Source organism: Escherichia sp. KTE172, assembly GCF_000408845.1.
Taxonomy (GTDB): domain Bacteria; phylum Pseudomonadota; class Gammaproteobacteria; order Enterobacterales; family Enterobacteriaceae; genus Escherichia; species Escherichia coli.
The window spans coordinates 1,463,578-1,483,712 of sequence record NZ_KE137316.1 but is presented as its reverse complement, the minus strand read 5'-3'; the positions used below and the strand labels follow the sequence as shown (position 1 = coordinate 1,483,712).

Here is a 20,135-nt window from a genome sequence, read left to right as displayed (position 1 = left end):
TCTCCTGATTAACCCGGAGCGGTTATGTTAACGATTCAATTTCTCTGTCCTTTGCCTAACGGTATTCATGCTCGTCCGGCGTGGGAACTTAAAGAACAGTGCAGCCAGTGGCAAAGCGAAATCACTTTTATTAACCATCGCCAGAACGCAAAGGCCGATGCGAAAAGTTCGCTGGCGCTGATTGGCACCGGCACTTTATTTAATGACAGTTGCAGCCTGAACATTAGCGGCAGCGATGAAGAGCAGGCGCGGCGCGTGCTGGAAGAGTACATCCAGGTGCGCTTTATCGACAGCGACAGCATCCAGCCAACACAGGCAGAACTGACGGCGCATCCGCTGCCGCGTTCATTAAGCCGTCTGAATCCTGATTTACTGTACGGCAATGTGCTGGCAAGCGGCGTCGGCGTGGGTACGCTGACCCTGTTACAGAGCGACAGCCTCGACAGTTATCGGGCCATCCCGGCCAGTGCGCAAGACTCCACCCGGCTGGAGCACAGCCTGGCAACGCTTGCCGAGCAACTGAACCAGCAGCTGCGTGAGCGTGACGGCGAAAGCAAAACTATCCTCAGCGCCCATTTGTCGCTGATTCAGGATGATGAATTTGCAGGCAATATCCGTCGCCTTATGGCAGAACAGCATCAGGGGCTGGGGGCGGCGATCATCAGCAATATGGAGCAGGTTTGCGCCAAACTATCTGCTTCTGCCAGCGATTATCTGCGCGAGCGGGTCAGCGACATTCGCGATATCAGCGAACAGTTGCTGCATATCACCTGGCCGGAACTGAAGCCGCGCAACAATCTGGTGCTGGAAAAACCGACTATTCTGGTGGCCGAGGATTTAACCCCAAGCCAGTTTTTGAGCCTCGATTTAAAAAATCTTGCGGGCATGATTCTGGAGAAAACCGGGCGCACCTCGCATACCCTGATTCTGGCCCGTGCCTCGGCGATCCCGGTTCTTAGCGGCCTGCCGCTGGATGCGATCGCGCGCTATGCCGGGCAACCGGCGGTGCTTGACGCCCAGTGCGGTGTGCTGGCGATTAACCCGAATGACGCGGTGAGCGGTTATTATCAGGTTGCGCAGACGCTGGCAGATAAACGTCAGCAGCAGCAGGCGCAGGCTGCCGCGCAGCTGGCCTATTCCCGTGATAACAAGCGCATTGATATCGCGGCGAATATTGGCACCGCTCTGGAAGCGCCTGGCGCGTTTGCCAACGGCGCGGAAGGCGTCGGGCTGTTCCGTACCGAAATGCTCTATATGGATCGCGACAGCGCGCCGGACGAGCAGGAGCAATTTGAAGCCTACCAGCAGGTGCTACTGGCGGCGGGCGACAAGCCGATTATCTTCCGCACAATGGACATCGGAGGCGATAAAAGCATTCCTTATCTGAATATTCCCCAGGAAGAGAACCCGTTCCTCGGCTATCGCGCGGTACGTATTTACCCGGAATTTGCGGGCCTGTTCCGCACTCAACTGCGGGCCATTTTGCGCGCCGCCAGTTTCGGCAACGCCCAGTTGATGATCCCAATGGTTCACAGCCTCGATCAGATCTTATGGGTGAAGGGCGAGATCCAAAAAGCGATCGTTGAGCTTAAGCGCGATGGCCTGCGTCATGCAGAGACGATTACGCTGGGTATCATGGTGGAAGTGCCGTCGGTGTGCTACATCATCGATCACTTCTGCGATGAGGTAGATTTCTTCAGTATCGGCTCCAACGATATGACCCAGTATCTGTATGCGGTCGATCGTAATAACCCGCGCGTATCGCCGCTGTATAACCCGATTACGCCATCGTTCCTGCGCATGTTGCAGCAGATTATTACCACTGCGCATCAGCGGGGTAAATGGGTAGGCATTTGCGGTGAACTGGGCGGTGAAAGCCGTTATCTGCCGCTACTGCTTGGGCTGGGCCTGGACGAGTTAAGTATGAGTAGCCCGCGCATTCCGGCGGTGAAAAGCCAGCTTCGTCAACTGGATAGCGAGGCGTGTCGGGAACTGGCGCGTCAGGCATGTGAATGCCGCAGCGCGCAGGAAATTGAAGCGTTACTCACCGCCTTTACGCCGGAAGAAGACGTTCGCCCACTGCTGGCGCTGGAGAATATCTTTGTTGATCAGTCCTTTAGCAATAAAGAGCAGGCGATCCAGTTCCTGTGCGGTAACCTCGGCGTTAACGGGCGCACTGAACATCCGTTCGAGCTGGAAGAGGATGTCTGGCAGCGGGAAGAGATTGTTACCACAGGCGTTGGTTTTGGCGTAGCGATCCCGCACACCAAATCTCAGTGGATCCGTCATTCCAGTATCAGCATTGCCCGGCTGGTGAAACCGGTTGACTGGCAGTCAGAAATGGGCGAAGTCGAACTGGTGATCATGCTGACACTGGGCGCTAACGAAGGGATGAATCATGTGAAAGTCTTCTCGCAGCTGGCGCGTAAACTGGTGAATAAAAACTTCCGCCAGTCGCTGTTCGCCGCGCAAGATGCGCAAAGCATCCTGACGCTGCTGGAAACGGAATTAACCTTCTGAAGTTAGCCCTGAAAGCGGGCGCTGTACTCTCCCGGCGTCAGACCAAACTGACGCCGGAAGACGCGACAAAAATAATCGCTATCCGGAAAACCGCAACGCTGCGCCACTTCATGAATCGACAGATGATATTTCTGCAAAATCATCCTCGCCTTCGCCATTCGCACCCAGCGAACATACTCGATAAAACGCATCGTCCCATGTTGGGCAAACAGTTTTGACAGATGATTGGGCGTGATATTAAAAAACTGCGCCACGCTCTCGCGGGTGAGCGGCTGGGCATAATTATCCTGAACCCAGTTACAAATGCTGTGATAGAGAAAATCGCTGCGCGGCTGCGAATTGCCCGGTGGCATATTCACCACGTTGCGGCAAAGATGCAGCAAACTTAACACCAGTGGCTGAATGATATTCTGCTCCAGCGGTGAACGGCTAAGATGGGTGAGGGCGGTAAGCATCGCTTCACCTTCACCGCGTTGCAGGCTGGGAAGCTGGATCTGGCGAGCAGGATGCAACAACGACGTGGTACGGCTATCGTAAAACGATAACCCAAGCCAGGTCGGTGCGAACACCAGGCTTAACAGCATCACCGGTTTGTTGTTGACCGGTAAATTAGCCGCGCGTGCCGGAATAAACAGCATTTCTCCTTCCACCATACGTTGCTGCTTTGCTTCCAGCAGATTGCCGTATTCGCCGCGTAGCACGATATCCAGACGGGGAAAATCAATACATAAACTGCCCACTGGCAATGAGGCAGGCTGGCTGGCAAACCAGACGCGCCCCAGTAGTTGCGGGTTAAGCACCAGGCCGCTGAACAGATCGGCGAAAAATTGTTGATCGGCGGGCAAGCCTGGTGCTTTCATGAAAGTTCCCGATTAAAGATGCATTAACTGGCGGAATTCTTTAACTTTGCTGCGGCTGACCGGCACTTCAAAATCCAGATCTTTCAGCCGCAGAATATAGGTGTTATTAAACCACGGTTCGATCTCGCGGATTTTGTTCAGATTGACACAAAATGAGCGATGGCAGCGGAAAAAATGCGACGGCGGCAGCTTGCTGCAAAACTCGGTAATGTTCATCGGCATTACGTAGGATTCACGCCGCGTATAGACAAAGGTCATTTTCTCGTGCGCTTCGGCGTAATAGATATCGTTAATTGGCGTGACAATGATTCGCTCATCTTTCACCAGATTAATGGTGTCATTCTCACGCGTTACCGTCGCGGCAGGCGTACTGCTGGTCTGCTGTTGTTGCCAGGCTGCTTCCAGTTTTTGCAGCATCCCGGTAATGCGTGACTCCTGATACGGTTTGAGAATGTAGTCAAACGCTTCCAGTTCAAATGCTTCTACCGCATGTTCTTTCCACGCGGTGATGAACACAATAAACGGTTTATGGGCGAACTGGCTGATGTTTTGCGCCAGCAACACGCCATCCAGCGACGGAATATTGATATCCAGAAAAATGGCGTCGACGCGGTTATGCTGCAAAAACTTCAACACGTCCAGACCGTCGTCAAAGGTGCCGACAATCTCCATCTGGCTGTGCTCTTTAATTAGCCAGCTCAGTTCCTGTTGTGCCAGGAATTCGTCTTCAACAATGATGACTTTCACAATATCACTCCGGCTCAAAGCAATAACGTAGCCTGTGAGGCGACTGGGGTGCGTTGGTTAGGAATGTAAAACGCAATTTCCGTTCCTGGTTCCAGGCGGCGGATATGCAGCCCCTCGCCATACAATAACTTCACGCGATGATGGACATTCAGCAAACCAATTTTATTGCCCGGCATTTCGTTCGCTTCGACCCGCTCAATGACTTTTGGATCGATGCCGTGCCCGGTGTCTCGCACCGCAATGCGTACCCGATTACCGCACTCTGCAACGCTGATGGTGACAACGCCTTTACCTTTGCAAGGCTGAATACCGTGGACAATGGCATTCTCCACCAACGGCTGGATCAGCAGGCTGGGAATGCAGCAATTCACCTCTTCATCAATATCATAGATAACCGTCAGCTTGTCGCCAAAGCGGGCCTGCTCAATGGCAATATAGTCTTTAATTTGATACAGCTCTTTTTTGATATCGATTTGCTCATCGTCTTTTAATTCAATGTTATAGCGCAGATAACGCGACAGATTAAAGATCAGCTGGCGAGCGGTATCCGGATTCAGACGGATCGACGATGAAATAGCGTTCAAAGCGTTAAACAGGAAATGGGGATTAATTTTGCTTTGCAGGGCGCGAAGCTCTGCCTTATTTGCCATTTCACGTAGCTGCTCGGCGCGTGAAACCTCCAGTTGCGTGGAGATGATTTGCGACAGACCGACCGCCATTTCCTGTAATGATGACGTAATCTGATGCGCGTGGCAGTAGTAAATTTTCAGTGTTCCGGTCACAACGCCTTTCTCCCACAATGGGATCACCAGCATGGAATGAATCTCTGGTGTGCGGTGGGCTTCATCATTGTTTTTAATGATGATTTTTCCGTAATTCATCGCCTGTCGGGTAGTCGGGCTAATGAAGTCATCGCCATTCTGATAGTTGTGTTCACCCACGCCAACATAGGCCAGCACATGATCGGTATTGGTAATCGCCACCGCATCGGCATGAATATCATCGCGGATAATTTCACAAACTTTGCGTAATGACTCGCTATTGACATGGCGAAACAGCGGCAGCGTTTTGTTGGCGATATCCAGCGCCAGCTTGGCCTGCCGCGCGGCGCTGGCCTCTTTTTCGCCCTCAACGCTTTGCACCAGCAGCACAATAAAGCCGATACAGACGCTACCGAGGATCATTGGAATCCCGATTTTAGAGACGATATCGATCCCCAACGCGGTAGTTGGTGCCCAGACAATCACCAGAATCATGGTCAACGTTTCACATAACATGCCGCCGAGAATACCGACGCGCCAGCGCTGTGCTTTGGGGATTTTCAGGTTGATCCAGCCCGATATACAACCCGCCAGAATGCTGGTGATAAAGCAGGGGATCGCCGTCACGCCGCCGATATCAATTAAATACCGGTGAATACCCGCAATCACGCCGGTAATGATGCCTACCCACGGGCCAAACAGAATCCCGCCTGACATTACCGCGATAATACGAACGTTCACCAGCGAGCCTTCTACGGGAACGCCGGACCAGGTGCTGAACAGAGCAAACAACGAGAAAATGGCGGTAACGGCGAGCAGCTCTTTCGGTGAGTGTGCCGACTTGTGCAACAGTTCGCGAAACAGGCGGATACGGATGAGAAAGAACAGGCAGATAAGCATTAACGCTGCCCGATCGAAGACCGCCAGCAGCATGTTGAATATTTCGTGCACGGGTGACTCTGAATAAGGATTAAACCTCTATGATAGGTAACCTGAAGGCTGATGACCAGCAGGCCGTTTTTGAGGAAAAACCACAATTTTAAAAGGGGATTGAAAGATAAATGGTGTATTAGCAATGCATCTCTTGATAATGCACATCTGCTTGGTAAATTTATTGAAATTATAATGTTAATAAAATGAGTGGTAATTTTCTTGTTAGCGCAGATAAATTTCCTGTTTTTGAAGTGGCGTTCCTCATTTAAAGCCATTGATAAAAATGTTCTAAAACGCTGGACAGACAGAAATTAATCAGGCTATTTTCAAAACAGCCACCATCGTGGCAGCGTCGCTCGGACGGTCCGGGCGCTAACGTTAATCTGAGGAAATTATGGCTGACACTCGCCCTGAACGTCGCTTTACGCGCATTGATCGTCTCCCGCCCTACGTTTTTAATATTACCGCTGAACTGAAAATGGCTGCGCGTCGGCGCGGCGAAGATATTATCGATTTCAGTATGGGTAACCCGGACGGTGCGACTCCGCCGCACATCGTCGAAAAATTATGTACGGTGGCCCAGCGCCCGGACACGCATGGTTACTCCACTTCACGCGGCATTCCGCGGCTACGTCGCGCCATTTCACACTGGTATCAGGATCGCTACGACGTCGAGATCGACCCGGAATCAGAAGCCATCGTCACCATTGGTTCGAAAGAGGGACTGGCGCATCTGATGCTGGCGACGCTGGATCATGGTGACACTGTACTGGTGCCTAATCCAAGCTACCCGATTCATATTTACGGCGCGGTGATTGCCGGGGCGCAGGTACGCTCAGTGCCGCTGGTGGAAGGTGTCGATTTCTTCAACGAACTGGAACGCGCCATTCGCGAAAGTTATCCGAAACCGAAGATGATGATCCTCGGCTTCCCGTCGAACCCAACCGCGCAATGCGTGGAACTGGAATTCTTTGTGAAGGTTGTGGCGCTGGCGAAACGCTACGATGTGCTGGTGGTCCATGACCTGGCCTATGCCGATATCGTCTACGATGGCTGGAAAGCGCCGTCAATCATGCAGGTGCCGGGTGCACGCGATGTGGCGGTCGAGTTCTTTACGCTGTCGAAAAGCTACAACATGGCGGGCTGGCGTATCGGCTTTATGGTTGGCAACAAAACGCTGGTCAGCGCGCTGGCACGTATTAAAAGCTATCACGATTACGGCACCTTTACGCCGTTGCAGGTGGCAGCGATTGCGGCGCTGGAGGGCGATCAACAGTGCGTGCGCGATATTGCCGAACAGTACAAACGCCGCCGTGATGTACTGGTTAAAGGGCTGCATGAAGCGGGCTGGATGGTCGAAATGCCGAAGGCTTCGATGTATGTCTGGGCGAAAATCCCGGAACCGTATGCTGCCATGGGCTCGCTGGAATTTGCCAAGAAGCTGCTGAACGAAGCGAAGGTCTGTGTCTCTCCGGGGATTGGCTTTGGCGACTACGGCGACACGCATGTTCGCTTTGCACTGATTGAAAACCGCGACCGTATTCGTCAGGCGATTCGTGGAATTAAAGCGATGTTCCGTGCCGACGGTTTACTTCCCGCCAGCAGCAAACATATTCACGAAAACGCGGAATAAACACCATCGCCAGAAATGCAAACAGGAGCCAGATGGCTCCTGTTTTTCATTGCACAGTTTGCTTTTAGATCATCAGGGCAAAAGTACCGGCCCAAACGATGACCATAAAAGAAATGCCCATAAAGAAATATTTCACTTTACATCTCTCCGCGTAATTACTGTTACGCCTGAATGACTTCATTACACCTGATACAGTGAGTTGACACCGGGCAAAACGACCTTAAAAGTCCTGTATTTTACCGTGGGCATCACCCCAGAATTCTGAGCTAAACTGCTCCAGACGGCGCTAATGTACGCCTAAAACTGAAACGAGACAAGAGGCATTTTCTTATTTACTTTTAGTAACTTACAGGTGTCTCATATCGGCGACAGTTTAATTTCTGACGGTAATAATTAGAGATTCAGCGAAGGAAAAAACCTTAAGAAAAAAGCCATAAAAACCATGAGGTTATTATGGCTGATTTGAGGAGGGAAAGAGTTAGAGCAGTTTGTTAAATGTATAGCGACGATTCTCCCACCGGGCGCGTTTTAAAGCGACGGTGGATCCAGAGGTACTGCTCCGGTGCGCGCATGATCTCTTTTTCGATAATCTTGTTCATATAGGCAGCGGCTTGATTTTCATCTGCCGGGTAGCCTTCCATCTCTGGGGTGATGTACAAACGATATCCGCTGTAATCCGCTTTTCTTACCATCGTTACGGTTAACATGGCTGCGCCAGAGAGACGTGAAAGGACATACGTACCATTGGTTGTGGCGACATTTTCCACCGCAAAGAACGGCGCGAAGGAGCTGCCTTTACGACCATAATCCTGATCGGGAGCAAACCATACCGCTTCACCTTTCTTCAGTGCACCGACAATGCCGCGCAGATTATTTCTGCCGATCATCGCTTTGTTAGAGCGCATGCGCCCACGGGTCTGCACCCATTCCATCAGCTGATTATTATGTGGACGATAGGTAGCCATCATTGGTTGGCACAGTCCCATCACGCGGCCGCCCAGTTCCAGCGACATAAAATGGACGCCGACAACCATTACGCCGCGATTTTGCATTTGTGCGCGTTTAAGGTTATCCAACCCTTCAACATCAAACCATTTACGTACGCGACTGTCGGGCCAGAACCACGCCATGCCGGTTTCTACCAGCGCCATGCCGAGTGAACGAAAGTTTTCGGCAATCATCTTCTCGCGTTCTTCCGCAGAATGCTGTGGGAAACAAAGTTCCAGGTTTTTACGGGCGATAGATTCACGCCGTTTCAGGAATGGTCGCGCTATTGCGCCAATACGCGTGCCGAGAAAGCAGAGAACAGGATAAGGAAGCTGTACCCAAAGCCAGAGTACACCAAGCCCAAACCATGTGAGCCAGTAGCGAGGATGTAGAAACTCGCGGGAAAATTTGCATTGTGGAAACATAGTTACCTTCTGTAGATACGAATTGTTGTATCGCAGAAGATTCCATGTCGACAGCGGTACACTCAATTGGTTGGGCCATCATGTACGACAATGGTTCCTGTAAAGAGTGTAAAGACTAGTCAGGACATAACCACGAGGAGCATGAATGCGGTGGCTCTACTTTATCACTGGCTGACTGCTTTCAGCTACTGATTATTAATCGTGCAAAGTAAAAAGTTTTCCCCACGCAATAGTGTTGCATTTAAGGTGCTGTTTTCATTGATGCTTAGCAAAAATTGCCAGAGGTTAAGGATTGTCTTACTATTAAAGTGACTGAAGTTACAGGTTTTTTAGCGCGGCAGGAGGTTGAGCTATGATTTATTTATGGATGTTTCTCGCCCTGTGTATTGTCTGCGTAAGCGGCTACATTGGTCAGGTCCTGAACGTGGTATCGGCGGTCTCTTCTTTCTTCGGCATGGTGATCCTCGCTGCACTCATTTATTACTTCACCATGTGGTTAACTGGCGGTAATGAACTGGTGACGGGGATATTTATGTTTCTTGCCCCGGCTTGTGGCTTGATGATTCGCTTTATGGTGGGCTATGGCAGGCGGTAGTGGGTCAGGATGGTTCATTTGGGCAGGTGTTCACATCAGCATCAGACATGATTGTTCACCTGCCATGTGACAGACGCTATCGCACAGGATGAATAAGATAATTCGCCTTTGTCGAAAAAGGGGGCGTAATGTCTTCTGTGAGATTTAATGGTGGCGCATCTTCTCTCATCTTAAACAAAATCGCCTGTGATGGCTGAAGTTTTGTAGAGTGTGTGGTCGTCATCGCTGACGTTTTTTCCGTCTCTTTATAGCTCGCCTCACTACCACCACCAGAAATAGAAAATGCAAAAACATTGCATGCCATAATAGAGACCAATAAAAATAAGCTAAAAAGCATTAAGTTTACTTTCATAGAAAGTTATCCTGAAAATGGTTCACTGAAAACCTACGACGTTATTGCTGTATTTACATATAATTAATCAGTATTTACATCGATATAATAAATGACATCTCTTTTTGGTATATAAGAATAGTTCTCTGTGACAGGAAGCATATTCCTACAATTGTAAGACTAAAATACTTCTTGCGATAATAACTACAACTGTAAGATAACCCTTTCAAAATGACCGTTGCTCTCTGATTTCTCATTTCATACTCACCCAATATGATGGCGGCGTTTTCTAAAACTGTTAAAGAATGAGGTAAGTATGAAACGTTTAATTATGGCTACGATGGTCACAGCAATTCTGGCATCTTCAACTGTATGGGCGGCTGATAATGCACCGGTAGCGGCACAACAGCAAACTCAGCAAGTTCAGCAAACCCAGAAAACGGCAGCAGCAGAGCGTATCTCTGAACAAGGTTTATATGCGATGCGTGACGTGCAGGTAGCGCGCCTGGCTCTGTTTCATGGCGATCCGGAAAAGGCAAAAGAACTGACCAATGAAGCTTCAGCTTTGTTGTCAGATGACAGTACCGAATGGGCAAAGTTCGCTAAGCCAGGAAAAAAAACCAATGTCAATGATGACCAATATATTGTCATTAATGCATCTATCGGAATTTCTGAGAGTTATGTAGCGACACCCGAAAAAGAAGCCGCGATAAAAATTGCCAACGAAAAAATGGCGAAAGGGGATAAAAAGGGCGCAATGGAAGAGCTTCGCCTGGCCGGTGTTGGCGTAATGGAAAACCAATATCTGATGCCGCTCAAACAGACTCGTAATGCACTTGCTGATGCGCAGAAACTGCTTGATAAAAAGCAATACTACGAGGCAAACCTGGCGCTTAAAGGTGCGGAAGATGGAATCATCGTCGATAGCGAAGCACTGTTTGTGAACTAATGCTGACAGGCAGTATATTGAGGTAAAGGATTTAACTCCCTCCAGCCGACAATTTTTTATGACCACAATACGACAGATTGTGGTCATAAAATTATTTGGCGCTCGCGGTTCTATAAACTCGCATTTTATCTTCCTCAAAGTAAACCGCAATAATCCCGTGTCATCACAAATCATTTATTATGTTATGTTTTATGGTACGCTTTAAAAAGCGTAATCATACCCTTACTTGTAAATCACCGGCGCTTCTTACAGTTGTAAGAATAACATCACAAATGTCGCGGCTCTCTCTGATTACCGCGAACCAATATTTATCATATTCTTCTTTTCGTCCTCACTACTTACCATGCAGAAAGGAATTGGAAGTAGCGATGAAATGATTTTCAGTACTTGATACAGGAATTTAAAAATATCGAGTGCAGCTACGACGATATTTTGCGGATTATTTATAGAGGCGTTATGTCTTAAATAAACGCTAAATTAACACATATTTAATTAACTAATAGGTATTGCTATGTCAACTCCACTTCAAGGAATTAAAGTTCTCGATTTCACCGGTGTGCAATCTGGCCCATCTTGTACTCAAATGCTGGCCTGGTTTGGCGCTGACGTCATTAAAATTGAACGTCCCGGCGTTGGTGACGTAACGCGTCACCAGCTGCGAGATATTCCTGATATCGATGCGCTTTACTTCACCATGCTTAACAGTAACAAACGTTCTATTGAATTAAATACCAAAACAGCGGAAGGCAAAGAGGTAATGGAAAAGCTGATCCGCGAAGCTGATATCTTAGTCGAGAACTTTCATCCTGGGGCTATTGATCACATGGGCTTCACCTGGGAGCATATTCAAGAAATCAATCCACGTCTGATTTTTGGTTCGATCAAAGGGTTTGATGAGTGTTCGCCTTATGTGAATGTAAAAGCCTATGAAAACGTTGCTCAGGCAGCGGGTGGCGCGGCATCCACTACGGGTTTTTGGGACGGTCCGCCGCTGGTAAGCGCTGCAGCGTTGGGTGACAGCAACACCGGAATGCATTTACTGATCGGTTTACTTGCTGCTTTGCTGCATCGTGAAAAAACGGGGCGTGGGCAACGAGTCACCATGTCAATGCAGGATGCCGTATTGAACCTTTGCCGCGTGAAATTACGCGACCAGCAGCGTCTCGATAAATTGGGTTATCTGGAAGAATACCCGCAGTATCCGAATGGCACATTTGGTGATGCAGTTCCCCGCGGAGGTAATGCGGGTGGTGGCGGTCAGCCTGGCTGGATCCTGAAATGTAAAGGCTGGGAAACCGATCCTAACGCCTATATTTATTTCACTATTCAGGAGCAAAACTGGGAAAACACCTGTAAAGCCATCGGCAAACCAGATTGGATTACCGATCCGGCATACAGTACAGCCCATGCCCGACAGCCACATATTTTCGATATTTTTGCTGAAATCGAAAAATACACTGTCACTATTGATAAACATGAAGCGGTGGCCTATTTGACTCAGTTTGATATTCCTTGTGCACCGGTTTTAAGTATGAAAGAAATTTCACTTGATCCCTCTTTGCGCCAAAGTGGCAGTGTTGTTGAAGTGGAACAACCGTTGCGTGGAAAATATCTGACAGTTGGTTGTCCAATGAAATTCTCTGCCTTTACGCCGGATATTAAAGCTGCGCCGCTATTAGGTGAACATACCGCTGCTGTATTGCAGGAGCTGGGTTATAGCGACGATGAAATTGCTGCAATGAAGCAAAACCACGCCATCTGATATTAACGGGGGCTTCTGGCTCCCAATTTATAAAAATTTCGAGGTTATTAATCATGTCAGATCAACTTCAAATGACAGATGGTATGCATATCATCGTTGAAGCATTAAAACAGAATGATATTGACACTATTTATGGTGTTGTAGGTATTCCTGTGACGGATATGGCACGCCATGCCCAGGCGGAAGGCATTCGTTATATTGGTTTTCGTCATGAGCAGTCGGCAGGCTATGCCGCTGCGGCAAGCGGTTTTCTTACCCAAAAACCGGGGATCTGCCTGACAGTTTCTGCGCCAGGATTCCTCAATGGTTTGACCGCATTGGCCAACGCAACGGTAAATGGTTTTCCGATGATCATGATTAGCGGCTCCAGCGACCGCGCGATCGTCGACCTACAGCAAGGTGATTATGAAGAGCTGGACCAAATGAATGCGGCAAAACCGTATGCCAAAGCAGCATTTCGCGTTAATCAGCCGCAGGATCTTGGCATTGCATTGGCACGCGCTATCCGGGTCTCAGTATCGGGTCGCCCTGGCGGAGTTTATCTTGATTTGCCTGCAAATGTCCTGGCCGCGACGATGGAAAAAGACGAAGCGTTAACCACGATTGTAAAAGTTGAAAATCCGTCGCCAGCATTATTGCCATGCCCGAAGTCAGTCGCTAGCGCAATTTCGCTTTTAGCAAAAGCTGAACGACCATTAGTTATCCTTGGCAAAGGCGCGGCGTATTCACAAGCGGATGAACAGCTTCGTGAATTTATTGAAAGTGCCCAGATTCCATTCCTGCCAATGTCTATGGCGAAAGGGATCCTCGAAGATACACATCCACTTTCTGCGGCAACTGCGCGTTCGTTTGCCCTGGCAAATGCTGACGTTGTCATGCTTGTTGGTGCACGACTGAATTGGTTACTGGCACACGGTAAAAAAGGATGGGCGGCAGATACACAGTTTATTCAACTGGATATTGAACCGCAGGAAATTGACAGCAACCGCCCCATTGCTGTGCCAGTCGTTGGCGATATTGCATCCAGTATGCAAGGTATGCTGGCAGAACTGAAACAAAACACATTTACGACTCCACTGGTATGGCGCGATATTTTAAATATCCACAAGCAGCAAAATGCACAAAAAATGCATGAAAAATTAAGTACAGATACTCAACCATTAAATTACTTTAATGCATTAAGTGCTGTGCGCGATGTATTGCGCGAGAACCAGGATATTTATTTAGTTAATGAAGGTGCAAATACCCTGGATAATGCACGAAATATTATTGATATGTATAAACCACGTCGCCGTCTGGATTGTGGTACCTGGGGTGTCATGGGCATCGGTATGGGCTATGCCATCGGTGCTAGCGTGACCTCTGGTTCTCCGGTTGTCGCCATTGAAGGTGATAGTGCTTTTGGCTTCAGTGGGATGGAGATTGAAACGATTTGTCGATATAACCTGCCGGTGACGATCGTTATTTTTAATAATGGCGGCATCTACAGAGGAGACGGTGTTGATCTCAGTGGCGCTGGTGCACCATCACCAACAGATCTATTGCACCATGCAAGGTATGACAAATTAATGGATGCGTTTCGTGGCGTTGGCTATAACGTCACTACGACAGATGAACTTCGTCATGCTTTAACCACCGGTATTCAGTCGCGCAAACCGACCATTATTAATGTGGTCATCGACCCTGCAGCAGGAACTGAAAGTGGCCATATTACCAAACTTAACCCAAAACAAGTCGCTGGTAATTAAATACTGACATCGTCTCCTCTTGCCAACTCATTATCGATGGTGAGGGGACCCTTATCGGAAATACTATTATGCTAACATTTTTTATTGGCGATTTATTGCCTATTATCGTAATCATGCTGTTGGGTTATTTTAGCGGCAGACGAGAAACTTTTTCAGAAGATCAAGCCCGGGCATTTAATAAACTGGTATTAAACTACGCTCTTCCTGCGGCCCTATTTGTTTCTATTACCCGGGCAAACAGGGAAATGATTTTTGCGGACACTCGCCTGACCCTTGTATCACTTGTGGTTATTGTCGGATGTTTCTTTTTCTCCTGGTTTGGTTGCTACAAATTTTTTAAACGTACTCATGCAGAAGCAGCAGTATGTGCATTAATTGCAGGTTCACCTACCATCGGATTCCTGGGATTTGCAGTTCTCGATCCTATTTATGGCGATTCCGTATCAACAGGTTTAGTGGTAGCAATTATTTCTATTATTGTTAACGCAATTACTATTCCTATTGGTCTGTATTTGCTGAATCCTTCCTCAGGAGCGGATGGTAAGAAGAATAGTAATCTGAGCGCATTAATTTCTGCGGCAAAGGAGCCAGTAGTATGGGCACCTGTTCTGGCAACGATCCTGGTGTTGGTTGGGGTAAAAATTCCGGCAGCATGGGACCCAACCTTTAATCTGATTGCGAAGGCAAACTCAGGGGTGGCGGTATTCGCTGCGGGGTTGACTCTGGCTGCACATAAATTCGAGTTCAGTGCCGAAATTGCTTATAACACCTTCCTGAAGCTAATTCTGATGCCACTGGCGCTGCTTCTCGTTGGTATGGCATGTCATTTGAACAGCGAACATTTGCAGATGATGGTACTGGCAGGCGCCTTACCGCCGGCATTCTCCGGAATCATTATTGCCAGCCGGTTTAATGTCTACACCCGCACTGGTACAGCGTCACTGGCTGTGAGCGTACTGGGCTTTGTCGTCACGGCTCCTTTGTGGATTTATGTCAGTCGACTGGTTTCATAATTAATCATGTTATTGATTTTACATAAATGCCGAAGTGTCTTTTCACCTTCGGCTTTTTTCAAGGCATAAGCAAATGACAAATAATGAATGCAAAGGGCCGTTTGAAGGCTTATTAGTTATCGATATGACACATGTCCTTAATGGACCTTTCGGAACTCAACTTCTTTGTAATATGGGCGCAAGGGTAATTAAAGTTGAGCCGCCGGGTCATGGTGATGATACCCGCACATTTGGTCCCTATGTGGATGGACAGTCACTCTATTACAGTTTTATTAATCATGGCAAAGAGAGTGTGGTTCTTGATTTAAAGAATGATCACGATAAAAGCATATTTATAAATATGCTTAAACAAGCGGATGTATTAGCTGAGAATTTTCGCCCAGGTACAATGGAAAAACTGGGGTTTTCATGGGAAACGCTACAAGAAATCAACCCGCGTCTCATATATGCTTCATCGTCAGGTTTTGGGCATACCGGCCCGCTAAAAGATGCTCCTGCCTACGATACCATCATTCAGGCAATGAGCGGGATAATGATGGAAACGGGATACCCTGATGCTCCGCCAGTGCGCGTGGGTACCTCTCTTGCGGATTTATGTGGCGGTGTCTATTTATTCAGTGGAATAGTGAGTGCACTTTATGGCCGCGAAAAGAGCCAACGAGGGGCGCATGTCGATATAGCGATGTTTGATGCCACGCTGAGTTTTCTGGAGCACGGACTGATGGCATATATCGCGACTGGGAAGTCACCACAACGTCTGGGAAATCGTCACCCCTACATGGCACCTTTTGATGTTTTCGATACTCAGGATAAGCCGATTACGATTTGTTGTGGTAATGACAAGCTTTTTTCTGCGTTATGTCAGGCACTGGATCTGACGGAGCTGGTTGATGATCCCCGATTTATCAGCAATATTTTACGCGTACAAAACCAGGCTATTCTTAAACAATATATTGAGCGGACGTTAAAAACACAGGCAGCTGAAGTTTGGTTAGCCAGAATACATGAAGTTGGTGTACCCGTAGCGCCGTTATTAAGTGTGGCTGAGGCCATTAATTTGCCACAAACTCAGGCGAGAAATATGTTGATTGAAGCCGGGGGAATAATGATGCCGGGTAATCCGATAAAAATCAGCGGCTGCGCGGACCCGCATGTTATGCCGGGAGCGGCAACGCTCGACCAGCATGGGGAACAAATTCGCCAGGAATTCTCATCGTAAATTAAGATGTGCTGGTAAATAGCTCCCACATTTGAACATTGTGGGAGCCGCTATTTAGTCATTTTGTTGACAGAAAACAGCAATCTCCTGGTCCAGCTCTGCAATGTGTTCTTTAACAGAGTTCAGCAACTTAAGAATTTCAGGCTTGCTGTCATCTGAAACGGGCGTTATTTCTAACTGATGGCTAAGATTAATCAACTTTTGCAAATTCAGGATGTTAGCCGCACCGTGGATGCGATGAATACACTGATGGAAAGTTCTGTTATCGCCAGCTTCTAACGCATGAAACGCAGCGGGTAGATCTTTATGCGTTTCATGCTGGAAAGTCATGAGAATCTCCTGCATCAGTTGTAGATCGTTCGCCGTATTATTTTTCAGGGCCTCGATATCAAGGTGGCGATACTGAGGTGCAATATGCGCAACCTGGTGTAACTGACTTAAATGTGTTTTCAGTACATTCAGGGTCAACGGTTTGAACAAACATAAGTTCATGCCGCAATTTAACCCTTTTTCACGTTCGTTAGCCTGTGCGTTGGCTGTAAGCCCCCAGATGGGTAAGGAAGAATTTTGCTCACGGAGTTTGCGAGTCAACTCAAAACCATCCATATTCGGCATATTAACGTCAGTAATAAGCAGATCATAATGTTGCATACTGACTTTGTGTAGCGCTTGCACACCATCAGTGGCTTCATCAACATCATATCCTAATAGGTTTAGCTGGCGTTTGAGTAATAGCCTGTTGGTCGGATGATCATCCGCGATTAATATGCTCAACTTTTCAGGGAGTGTCATGGGTTGTTCTGCTTTTGCCTCGACAGTCGCCACTTGTTGGGTAATTTCTACCGGGATTGTGATCGTAAATGTCGTTCCTATGCCTGGATGACTTTCTAATGACAAATCACCCTGCATGTTTTTAATTAATTCTTTGCAGATCATTAAGCCTAAACCAGAACCTGTTTGCTGACGACCTGCACTTGTTTGGCTATAGCGTTTAAACAGTTGTTGTTGTTCTTCCTGTGATAATCCACTTCCAGAATCCATAATCGTCATTTTGATTACAGCGTGGTTGTCATCAATGTTAACCAGGGAGGTCGTAATTTTCACTGCCCCCTCGGTGGTAAATTTGAGAGCATTGCTCAGTAAATTAGATAAGACCTGCTTAAACGCCTGAGGGTCGATCTTAACCAGGTAATGTTCAGGAAACGTACTGCTGCAACTTAATGCGATGGATTTGCTTGCAGCAATCGCACCGAAAGAGTGACAAGTGTTCTGGACTAAAGTAGGGATATCGACCCATTGTGGTTGAAGTTGATAGTTACCCGATTCAATTTTGTCGACATCAAGGATTTCACCAATTAAGCCGAGGAGTGATTGTCCGGTGGCGTAGGCAAGTGAAATCGCCTCCACCCGTTGTTCCTTGCTAAGACCAGAACCCGACAGAAGTTCCAGGAAGCCCATAATGGAGCTTATTGGTGTTCTTATTTCGTGACTCATTGTTGCCAGAAACTGACTTTTTGCGACAGTTGCATTGATCGCTTTATTTCTCTCTACTTCGAGAGCATGAATTAAATCACGCGTCTCGGTAATATCTTGCCAACCACAAATATAAACAGCATGATCGCTGGCTGGCAGATTGCATAATGTATGCCAGTGATTAATGCATCTTTTCTCGATGCCATTATCAATTTCAAATACCTGTGTGTATATTGTTCGATTTTCTTTCGTCTCTGCTGTGACTTCATGCGTATTAGAAAAAACATCTTTAAAGGGTGATTCACTGTTTTCTAATGGCAACATTGCATTTTTGTAGTAATCAGCAGTGAAATAATGTTCAAATGCACTATTGTGACTAATGACATTACCTTGCCAGTTTACGACATAAGTTGGATTCGGTAAGGAGTCCGAGAGTGCTTTCCGGAATGATATTTGGTTTTCTAAATCACCCTGAATGACTTTACGACGACGAACTGAGCGTAACAGGTAGAATCCCCATAAAAGGCTACTGCCAACTAATAAAACGGATAATGTCGTAACAATATAAAACTGCTCGCTATAGAGATCCCATGTGTCAATGGTCACATTGGGCATTTTAATCCATTTTTCCGTCAGGCGCAGAACTTCGCTTGGGGGAATTGCATTCAGTGCTTTATTAATAATATCCTTAAGTTCCGGTTCTCCGCGAGGAAAAGCGAACGAAAGTGATGCATTCTGAACGCCGGGAATAAGAAAATGATAAAGTTCATTAGGATAGTAATGGTCGATCATGTAACGCGAATTTAACTGTGTCGCGACCAGAGCATCAAGTTCACCTTCCTTGACCTTGTGAAATGCAGCGCTGGCGTTATCGACTTTTATCCACTCTACCTCCGGATACATCTCTTTTAATTGCGAATGAAGCTCATAATAATAGGGAATGGCAACTTTCATTCCTTTTTTTAATGTTTGTTCACTGTCAGGCGCTTTTTGCATGACAAAAACGTAAGGCGTTGTTATGAAGGCTTCAGCAAATAAAACATTATTTTCTCTATCTTCACTATAAATAGCACCAGGTAATATATCCCATCCGCCGGGATTAAGCTGTGTTCCGGCATGGATATTGTGTGAAACGGTGATCGGAGAAAAATTTAAACCTGTTTGCAAGGTAATAATATTAAGAATATCCCCCATAACGCCCCGAACCGAGCCATTTTCATCCGTCATAGAATAGGGAGGGGAGTAAGGATTTTCCAGCACCTTTAAATCGGGATGCTGCTTTATCCACTGTTTTTCATGTTCAGTCAGTTCTAATGGTTTGTTCAGAAAGGCCAGGTTTCCTGTATCAAGCCAATTTTGTGATACTTCATAGCGAACTTCATTTGTTAAAGCATCAACAAACCGATTGAGTACTTCATTAAGAACGACTGAATCTTTTCTGGTTAAGAAAAAGTTATATTGACGCGGCGAGTTATAATATTTCACTACATTTAAGGAGTGAGTGAAATAGCGGGAAATCATACTGCTGGTAATGATGTTACTACCAATAAAGTAATCATTCTGTCCGGCTGAGACGGATGCTAATGCCTGATATAAATTTGTAAAAGAGATAATTGTTGCTTTTGGAAATGATTGATGAATTACCTCGTCAGGGGGATAATTTGCTACTCGAGCAATATTTACTGGTTTTGATGAGGTAAGCGGTCGCATTGAATCGTGAAGGGTGGTGACGAGCGCCGGAAAGGTAATTATCAGTGGTTTGGTTGCAGCAATGTCATCATTAAGAGGCGGCGAAGCAACTAAATGTGATAACACTATATCGACTTCACCTTCTTCCAGCGCGTCCATTGCTTTTTGATGATCGGCGTATTCCCGGAGTGTTAATTTGATATTTAACGCTCTTTTTAACAGATTTAAATAATCAGCATTAATACCACGAACCCGTTGCTGCGAATCGGTATGCAACAACGTAGCCGTTTGGGACTTGTGTACTGCAATCACAAGATTTTTCTTGCTCGCTAACCAACGTAATTCCTTGTTGCTCAGACGTAGTGGATCAAGTGTGACACGGTTGTTACTACTGATGCCACGATATTCGATGTAATCTTCGTCTGCGAAACTTATGGTCGACCAAAGACCACAACAGAGAAGAAAAATATAGGGTAAAAACTTCATGTGG

The 20,135-nt window shown here is 47.2% G+C and carries 15 protein-coding genes; 8 read left to right on the top strand and 7 right to left on the bottom strand.

Translation table 11 applies throughout. From position 1 onward, the window contains the following. Nucleotides 1–24: 24 nt before the first annotated feature. Nucleotides 25–2,520, top strand: a complete 2,496-nt coding sequence (gene ptsP / locus G434_RS16575; protein WP_000955825.1) for a phosphoenolpyruvate--protein phosphotransferase — start codon at nt 25–27, stop codon at nt 2,518–2,520. Between the two features lie 2 nt (nt 2,521–2,522). Here the strand turns inward: ptsP and G434_RS16580 are convergent, their stop codons facing one another. From G434_RS16580 to ypdA, 3 genes are read right to left on the bottom strand one after another with little or no spacing between them, the layout of a single operon-like run. Then, nucleotides 2,523–3,380 (bottom strand): AraC family transcriptional regulator, encoded by an 858-nt coding sequence (locus G434_RS16580; protein ID WP_000646862.1) that lies wholly within the window; start codon nt 3,378–3,380, stop codon nt 2,523–2,525. Between the two features lie 12 nt (nt 3,381–3,392). Next, the gene (gene ypdB / locus G434_RS16585; protein WP_001295458.1) at nt 3,393–4,127 is read right to left on the bottom strand and encodes a two-component system response regulator YpdB; all 735 of its coding nucleotides are present in this window, start codon (nt 4,125–4,127) and stop codon (nt 3,393–3,395) included. 14 nt (nt 4,128–4,141) lie between these two features. Continuing rightward, a complete protein-coding gene (gene ypdA / locus G434_RS16590) occupies nt 4,142–5,839 on the bottom strand; it encodes a two-component system sensor histidine kinase YpdA (RefSeq protein ID WP_000544359.1) in 1,698 nt (565 codons plus the stop codon). Between the two features lie 376 nt (nt 5,840–6,215). Here ypdA and alaC point away from each other — a divergent pair, with 376 nt between their 5' ends. After that, nucleotides 6,216–7,454, top strand: coding sequence for an alanine transaminase (alaC, locus tag G434_RS16595; protein ID WP_000785910.1), 1,239 nt, complete (start codon nt 6,216–6,218; stop codon nt 7,452–7,454). 64 nt (nt 7,455–7,518) lie between these two features. Here the strand turns inward: alaC and ypdK are convergent, their stop codons facing one another. Continuing rightward, on the bottom strand, nt 7,519–7,590 hold the full coding sequence (gene ypdK, locus G434_RS29035) for a membrane protein YpdK (protein ID WP_010723117.1): 72 nt from the start codon (nt 7,588–7,590) through the stop codon (nt 7,519–7,521). Between the two features lie 355 nt (nt 7,591–7,945). Next, on the bottom strand, nt 7,946–8,866 hold the full coding sequence (gene lpxP, locus G434_RS16600; RefSeq protein WP_000484395.1) for a kdo(2)-lipid IV(A) palmitoleoyltransferase: 921 nt from the start codon (nt 8,864–8,866) through the stop codon (nt 7,946–7,948). A gap of 352 nt (nt 8,867–9,218) precedes the next feature. Between lpxP and G434_RS16605 the strand changes: the two genes are divergently transcribed. Next, nucleotides 9,219–9,461 carry a YfdY family protein gene (locus G434_RS16605; protein WP_000639883.1) on the top strand — a complete coding sequence of 81 codons (243 nt, stop codon included), beginning with the start codon at nt 9,219–9,221 and terminating at the stop codon, nt 9,459–9,461. Nucleotides 9,462–9,537: 76 nt separating this feature from the next. On the opposite strand, the gene ypdI is transcribed toward G434_RS16605, so the two are convergent. Further along, a complete protein-coding gene (gene ypdI / locus G434_RS16610) occupies nt 9,538–9,813 on the bottom strand; it encodes a colanic acid biosynthesis lipoprotein YpdI (protein ID WP_000867660.1) in 276 nt (91 codons plus the stop codon). 295 nt (nt 9,814–10,108) lie between these two features. On the opposite strand from ypdI, the gene G434_RS16615 reads away from it, so the two are divergent. The 5 genes from G434_RS16615 (at nt 10,109) to yfdE (ending at nt 16,483) form a co-directional block, all read left to right on the top strand. Next, nucleotides 10,109–10,741 (top strand): YfdX family protein, encoded by a 633-nt coding sequence (locus G434_RS16615; RefSeq protein WP_000825607.1) that lies wholly within the window; start codon nt 10,109–10,111, stop codon nt 10,739–10,741. Nucleotides 10,742–11,252: 511 nt separating this feature from the next. Next, nucleotides 11,253–12,503, top strand: coding sequence for a formyl-CoA transferase (frc, locus tag G434_RS16620; protein ID WP_000106757.1), 1,251 nt, complete (start codon nt 11,253–11,255; stop codon nt 12,501–12,503). A gap of 53 nt (nt 12,504–12,556) precedes the next feature. Further along, on the top strand, nt 12,557–14,251 hold the full coding sequence (gene oxc, locus G434_RS16625; protein WP_001283461.1) for an oxalyl-CoA decarboxylase: 1,695 nt from the start codon (nt 12,557–12,559) through the stop codon (nt 14,249–14,251). 68 nt (nt 14,252–14,319) lie between these two features. Beyond that, a complete protein-coding gene (yfdV, locus tag G434_RS16630) occupies nt 14,320–15,264 on the top strand; it encodes a transporter YfdV (protein WP_000955028.1) in 945 nt (314 codons plus the stop codon). A gap of 73 nt (nt 15,265–15,337) precedes the next feature. Then, nucleotides 15,338–16,483, top strand: coding sequence for a CoA:oxalate CoA-transferase (gene yfdE, locus G434_RS16635; RefSeq protein WP_000183682.1), 1,146 nt, complete (start codon nt 15,338–15,340; stop codon nt 16,481–16,483). A gap of 54 nt (nt 16,484–16,537) precedes the next feature. Here yfdE and evgS read toward each other — a convergent pair whose 3' ends face one another. Beyond that, a complete protein-coding gene (gene evgS / locus G434_RS16640) occupies nt 16,538–20,131 on the bottom strand; it encodes an acid-sensing system histidine kinase EvgS (protein WP_001323380.1) in 3,594 nt (1,197 codons plus the stop codon). Between the last annotated feature and the right edge of the window lie 4 nt (nt 20,132–20,135).

Excerpts from the sequence above, each read along its gene's own strand:
- evgS (WP_001323380.1), bottom strand. The coding sequence starts at position 20,131 with ATGAAGTTTTTACCCTATATTTTTCTTCTCTGTTGTGGTCTTTGGTCG.
- yfdE (WP_000183682.1), top strand. The coding sequence starts at position 15,338 with ATGACAAATAATGAATGCAAAGGGCCGTTTGAAGGCTTATTAGTTATC.
- ypdI (WP_000867660.1), bottom strand. The coding sequence starts at position 9,813 with ATGAAAGTAAACTTAATGCTTTTTAGCTTATTTTTATTGGTCTCTATT.
- G434_RS16615 (WP_000825607.1), top strand. The coding sequence starts at position 10,109 with ATGAAACGTTTAATTATGGCTACGATGGTCACAGCAATTCTGGCATCT.
- oxc (WP_001283461.1), top strand. The coding sequence starts at position 12,557 with ATGTCAGATCAACTTCAAATGACAGATGGTATGCATATCATCGTTGAA.
- ptsP (WP_000955825.1), top strand. The coding sequence starts at position 25 with ATGTTAACGATTCAATTTCTCTGTCCTTTGCCTAACGGTATTCATGCT.
- lpxP (WP_000484395.1), bottom strand. The coding sequence starts at position 8,866 with ATGTTTCCACAATGCAAATTTTCCCGCGAGTTTCTACATCCTCGCTAC.
- G434_RS16580 (WP_000646862.1), bottom strand. The coding sequence starts at position 3,380 with ATGAAAGCACCAGGCTTGCCCGCCGATCAACAATTTTTCGCCGATCTG.
- frc (WP_000106757.1), top strand. The coding sequence starts at position 11,253 with ATGTCAACTCCACTTCAAGGAATTAAAGTTCTCGATTTCACCGGTGTG.
- G434_RS16605 (WP_000639883.1), top strand. The coding sequence starts at position 9,219 with ATGATTTATTTATGGATGTTTCTCGCCCTGTGTATTGTCTGCGTAAGC.
- yfdV (WP_000955028.1), top strand. The coding sequence starts at position 14,320 with ATGCTAACATTTTTTATTGGCGATTTATTGCCTATTATCGTAATCATG.
- alaC (WP_000785910.1), top strand. The coding sequence starts at position 6,216 with ATGGCTGACACTCGCCCTGAACGTCGCTTTACGCGCATTGATCGTCTC.